Annotated in this window: 8 protein-coding genes; 3 read left to right on the top strand and 5 right to left on the bottom strand. The window is 69.2% G+C overall.

The annotated features are described in order from the left end of the window. Together HMPREF3115_RS09785 and trmL are read left to right on the top strand one after the other, a co-directional pair. Positions 1 to 199, top strand: a 199-nt coding sequence (locus HMPREF3115_RS09785) for a phosphoribosyltransferase family protein (RefSeq protein WP_256276116.1), incomplete at its 5' end; no start/stop codon positions are given. 111 nt (positions 200 to 310) lie between these two features. Next, positions 311 to 781 (top strand): tRNA (uridine(34)/cytosine(34)/5-carboxymethylaminomethyluridine(34)-2'-O)-methyltransferase TrmL, encoded by a 471-nt coding sequence (gene trmL, locus HMPREF3115_RS09780; RefSeq protein WP_070554274.1) that lies wholly within the window; start codon positions 311 to 313, stop codon positions 779 to 781. Positions 782 to 803: 22 nt separating this feature from the next. On the opposite strand, the gene HMPREF3115_RS09775 is transcribed toward trmL, so the two are convergent. The 5 genes from HMPREF3115_RS09775 to HMPREF3115_RS09755 form a co-directional block, all read right to left on the bottom strand. Beyond that, positions 804 to 1,328, bottom strand: a complete 525-nt coding sequence (locus HMPREF3115_RS09775; RefSeq protein WP_006407038.1) for an O-acetyl-ADP-ribose deacetylase — start codon at positions 1,326 to 1,328, stop codon at positions 804 to 806. Between the two features lie 92 nt (positions 1,329 to 1,420). Beyond that, on the bottom strand, positions 1,421 to 2,419 hold the full coding sequence (locus HMPREF3115_RS09770) for an NAD(P)H-dependent glycerol-3-phosphate dehydrogenase (RefSeq protein ID WP_070554272.1): 999 nt from the start codon (positions 2,417 to 2,419) through the stop codon (positions 1,421 to 1,423). 26 nt (positions 2,420 to 2,445) lie between these two features. Next, positions 2,446 to 2,928, bottom strand: a complete 483-nt coding sequence (gene secB, locus HMPREF3115_RS09765; RefSeq protein ID WP_070554270.1) for a protein-export chaperone SecB — start codon at positions 2,926 to 2,928, stop codon at positions 2,446 to 2,448. Between the two features lie 101 nt (positions 2,929 to 3,029). Then, on the bottom strand, positions 3,030 to 3,290 hold the full coding sequence (gene grxC, locus HMPREF3115_RS09760) for a glutaredoxin 3 (RefSeq protein WP_006398188.1): 261 nt from the start codon (positions 3,288 to 3,290) through the stop codon (positions 3,030 to 3,032). Next, positions 3,287 to 3,709, bottom strand: a complete 423-nt coding sequence (locus HMPREF3115_RS09755) for a rhodanese-like domain-containing protein (protein WP_006398187.1) — start codon at positions 3,707 to 3,709, stop codon at positions 3,287 to 3,289. Before HMPREF3115_RS09755 ends, grxC begins: the two co-directional genes overlap by 4 nt. 135 nt (positions 3,710 to 3,844) lie before the next feature. Here HMPREF3115_RS09755 and gpmA point away from each other — a divergent pair, with 135 nt between their 5' ends. Then, positions 3,845 to 4,591, top strand: coding sequence for a 2,3-diphosphoglycerate-dependent phosphoglycerate mutase (gpmA, locus tag HMPREF3115_RS09750; RefSeq protein ID WP_006398185.1), 747 nt, complete (start codon positions 3,845 to 3,847; stop codon positions 4,589 to 4,591). Positions 4,592 to 4,712: the final 121 nt, after the last annotated feature.

Genomic DNA, 4,712 nt, shown 5'->3' with positions numbered 1-4,712 from the left:
GCGGCTCGACCGGCGCGCGCGGCGCGACAATGTCGCCGCCGCGTTCGCGGTCTGCGGCGATGTCGCGGGCCGCCACGTCGCGCTCGTCGACGACGTGATGACATCCGGCGCGACGCTCGCGGCGAGCGCCCACGCGCTGAAGGCCGCGGGCGCCGCGCGCGTGACGAATCTGGTCGCGTTGCGCACGGCGCGAGATTGATTGGATTGCAGATACGAATGCCGCCCGCCTCACGCGCGGGCGGCCCGTGATGAACCGGCCGTACGGCGCGGGCGTGCGCGCCCAGGCCGTACGGCACAGCCGAACCCGAACATGTTCAACGTCGTCCTCGTCGCTCCCGAAATTCCGCCGAACACCGGCAACGTGATCCGTCTGTGCGCCAATACGGGCGCGCGCCTGCATCTGATCGAGCCGCTCGGCTTCCCGCTCGACGACGCGAAAATGCGCCGCGCGGGGCTCGACTATCACGAATACGCGCAGATGCGCGTACACCGCGACTGGGACGCGTTCGTCGCGACCGAATCGCCCGCTCCCGCGCGGATCTTCGCGTTCACGACGCGCGGCTCGAGCCGCTTCCACGATCGCGCATTCCTGCCGGGCGACTGGTTCGTGTTCGGTTCGGAAACGCGCGGGCTGCCGGCCGAGCTGCTCGAGCGCTTCCCCGCCGAGCAGCGCGTGCGGCTGCCGATGCGGCCGGGCAACCGCAGCATGAACCTGTCGAATACGGTCGCCGTGGTCGTGTTCGAAGCTTGGCGCCAGGCCGGCTTCGAAGGCGGCGCATGACGCGGCACGCGCGCGGGCGCCGTTACGCGCGTGCGAGCCGTGCGCGATACAGGTCGTAAATGTCGGGAGAAAAGCACGCGAATATCACACGCGTGATGCCGGGCGCCTGCGGCAGCATCTCGACGACCGTGCCGACCGCGATGTCGACCGCGCGGTCCGCCGGATAGCGGTAGATGCCGCAGCTGATCGCCGGAAACGCGATCGACACGGCACCCGCTTCGTCGGCCAGCTCGATCGCGCGCCGGTAGCACGATGCGAGCAGACGCGGCTCGCCGCGATCGCCGCCGTGCCATACGGGCCCGACCGCGTGGATCACGTAGCGCGCCGGCAGCCGATGTCCGCGCGTGAGTTTCGCATCGCCGGTATCGCAGCCGCCGAGCGTGCGGCATTCGGCGAGCAGGCCCGGGCCGGCCGCCCGATGGATGGCGCCGTCGACGCCGCCGCCACCGAGCAGCGAGCCGTTCGCGGCATTGACGATCGCGTCGACCTCGAGCGTCGTGATGTCGACGCATTGCGCGTCGAGCGTGGTGGAACCGATCTGCAGCATGACACCCTCCCGAAAACGCCGGAGACGGTTCAAGCGTAGTGCGCATTCGCACGCCCCGCGCGAATGCGCACGGCGTGCGTTGCGCCGTAGCCTTACTCGGCGCGCGCGTCCCGCCGCAGCAGCCCGCTGACCGCGTCGCGCGGCGCGACGCCGTCGAACAGCACACCGCACACGGCTTCGGTGATCGGCATTTCGATCGACTGCGCACGCGCGAGCGCGAGCACGGCCTGCGCGCAGCGTACGCCTTCGGCAACGTGGCCGAGTGCGCCGAGGATGTCGTTCAGCGAGCGCCCGGCGGCCAGCTGCAGGCCGACCGTGCGGTTGCGCGACAGGTCGCCGGTCGCGGTCAGGATCAGGTCGCCGAGCCCCGTGAGGCCCGTGAAGGTTTCGGTGCGCCCGCCGAGCGCCGCGCCGAGCCGCGACATTTCGGCGAGGCCGCGCGTGATCAGCGCCGCGCGCGCGTTCAGCCCGAGACCGAGGCCGTCCGCGATGCCGGTCGCGATCGCAAGCACGTTCTTCACCGCGCCGCCGACCTCGACACCGATCACGTCGTCGCCTGTATAGATGCGCATCGCCCCGTGGTGGAACGCGGCCAGCGTGCGGTCGCGACACGCGGCCGACGCACTCGCGACCGTCAGCGCGACCGGCAGCCCCTGCCCGACCTCGCGCGCGAAGCTCGGCCCCGACAGCACGCCGTTGCTGAGCTGCTCGGGCAGTTCGGCCGCGATCACCTGATGCGGCAGCAGATGCGTGTCGGCCTCGAAGCCCTTGCACACCCACACGATGTGCGCCGGCACGCAGCCGGCATCGCGCATCGCGCGGCACAGCGTGCGCAGCCCCGCGACCGGCGCGGCGATCACGCATAGCGCGTCGTCCGCGGCGCCGTGCGCGAGCGCGGCGCCGAAATCGGCGTCGTAGCGCAGCGCGTCGGGCAGCGCGATGCCGTCCAGATAGCGGGAATTTTCGTGCCGGGCCTGCAGCCCGGCGATCAGCGCGGCGTCGCGCGCCCAGAGAAGCGTGTCGTGCCGCGCGGCCAGATGGCCCGCGAGCGCGGTGCCCCAGGCGCCGGCGCCGAGGACGGCTACTTTCATACCCAGCACCGGTCGGTCGTGGCGTGTCAGTTCAGCGCGGTGCCGTTCGGTGCGCCTGCGGCGCCGGCCTGCTGCTGCTGAAGCTGGGCGAGACGCTGCTCGTACAGCGCCTGGAAGTTGATCTCCGCGAGGTGGATCGGCGGGAAGCCCGCACGCGTGATCGCGTCGGCGATGTTCGAACGCAGATACGGGAACAGGATCGTCGGGCAGGCGATGCCGACGAGCGGATCGAGCTGTTCGTCCGGGATGTTGCGAATGTCGAAAATGCCGGCCTGCTTCGCTTCGATCAGGAACGCGACCTTGTCCTTCACCTTCGCGGTGACGGTACCCGAGACGACGACTTCGAACACGCTCTCCGCCAGGCGCTCGGCCTTCACGTCGACTTCGACTTCGACGGACGGCATGTCCTGCTCGAGGAAGATCGCCGGCGAATTCGGCTGCTCGAGCGACATACCCTTCAGGTAGACGCGCTGGATATTGAAGAACGGTTGGTTTTCGACGTCGGACATGGTGTTTCCCTAAAAGTGGTAACGGGCCGCACGGCGCATGCCGGCAGCCCCGGATGGATCCTGCGCGGGCCGCGGCGCAGCCGGCGGCCATTCTGCCCTAATCAGGCCGCTTGCAGAAGCGGCACGAGGCCGCCTTCGCGGTCGAGCTTCGACAGATCGTCGTAACCGCCGACATGCGTCTCGCCGATGTAGATCTGCGGCACCGTGCGGCGTCCCGTGCGGGCCATCATTTCCTCGCGGCGCGCCGGATCGCGGTCGATCAGCACCTTCTCGATCTGCTCGACGCCGCGCAGTTTCAGCAGGCGCTCGGCCTGCATGCAATACGGACACACTTGCGTGCTGTACATCAGAACCTTGTTCACTTCGCCACTCCTTGTTTGACGACCGGCATGCCGGCCTGCTGCCAGGCGGCGACGCCGCCGTCGAGCACATGCACTTCGGCGTAGCCCGCCGCCTGCACTTCGCGCGCGGCCTTCTGCGACTGCTGGCCGTTCTGGCAGACGAGCAGCACCGGCGTGCTCTTGTTCTTCGCCACTTGCGCAATTTTCGCGCCGAGCTCGCCGGCCGCGACCTGGCGCGCGGACGGCAGGTGGCCCGCCGCGAATTCGGCCGGCGCGCGCAGGTCGATCACGACCGCGTTGCGGCGGTTGATGAGCTGCGTCGCCTCGGCAGCCGACACCCCGCCGCGGCCGCGGCGCAGCGCGGGCCACGCGAGCAGGCCGCCCGAGACGAGCAGGATCGCGATGAGGGCCAGGTTCGTGTAATCGGTAAAGAACGTCACGGAATTCCGCCGAAAAAAGAGAAATCGGAAAAGGGCAATCCCGCCATTATAAAATAACCGTCTTGCGCGATGGCGGACCCGGCTGCGGGCCCCGCGCGACGCGCACCGCTTCCTTCATTACCGACCGCAAGATCCATGTACAAACTCGTTCTCATCCGCCACGGCGAATCGACGTGGAACAAGGAAAACCGCTTCACCGGCTGGGTCGACGTCGACCTCACCGAACAGGGTCGCAACGAGGCCTATCAGGCCGGCGAACTGCTCAAGGAAGCCGGCTACACGTTCGACATCGCGTATACGTCGGTGCTCAAGCGCGCGATCCGCACGCTGTGGCACGTGCAGGACCGGATGGATCTCATGTATCTGCCGGTCGTCCATTCGTGGCGGCTGAACGAGCGCCACTACGGTGCGCTGTCGGGCCTGAACAAGGCCGAAACGGCCGCGAAGTTCGGCGACGACCAAGTGCTCGTCTGGCGCCGCAGCTACGACACGCCGCCGCCCGCGCTCGAACCGACCGACGAGCGCGCGCCGTACAACGATCCGCGCTACGCGAAGGTGCCGCGCGAGCAGCTGCCGCTCACCGAGTGCCTCAAGGACACGGTCGCCCGCGTGCTGCCGCTCTGGAACGAGTCGATCGCGCCGGCGATCCGTGCGGGCAAGCAGGTGCTGATCGCCGCGCACGGCAACTCGCTGCGCGCGCTCATCAAGTACCTCGACGGCATCTCGGACAGCGACATCGTCGGCCTGAACATCCCGAACGGCGTGCCCCTCGTCTACGAACTCGACGAGAACCTCAAGCCGATCAAGCACTATTACCTCGGCGACCAGGAAGCGATCGCGAAGGCGCAAGCCGCGGTCGCGAAGCAGGGCAAGGCGGGCTGACGCCCGTCGCGTCGCGCCGGCCTCCCCGGCGCGGCGTGTCACGGCCGCGCGAACCTTCGCGGGCCGCGCGCTGTCGAATCCGCTTTCGAAGCCGTCGCGCGCGCTGCCCGTGCGCGCGGCC

This window comes from Burkholderia sp. HMSC10F09, assembly GCF_001806955.1.
Taxonomy (GTDB): domain Bacteria; phylum Pseudomonadota; class Gammaproteobacteria; order Burkholderiales; family Burkholderiaceae; genus Burkholderia; species Burkholderia multivorans.
This window is presented reverse-complemented; position numbering and strand designations above follow the sequence as displayed.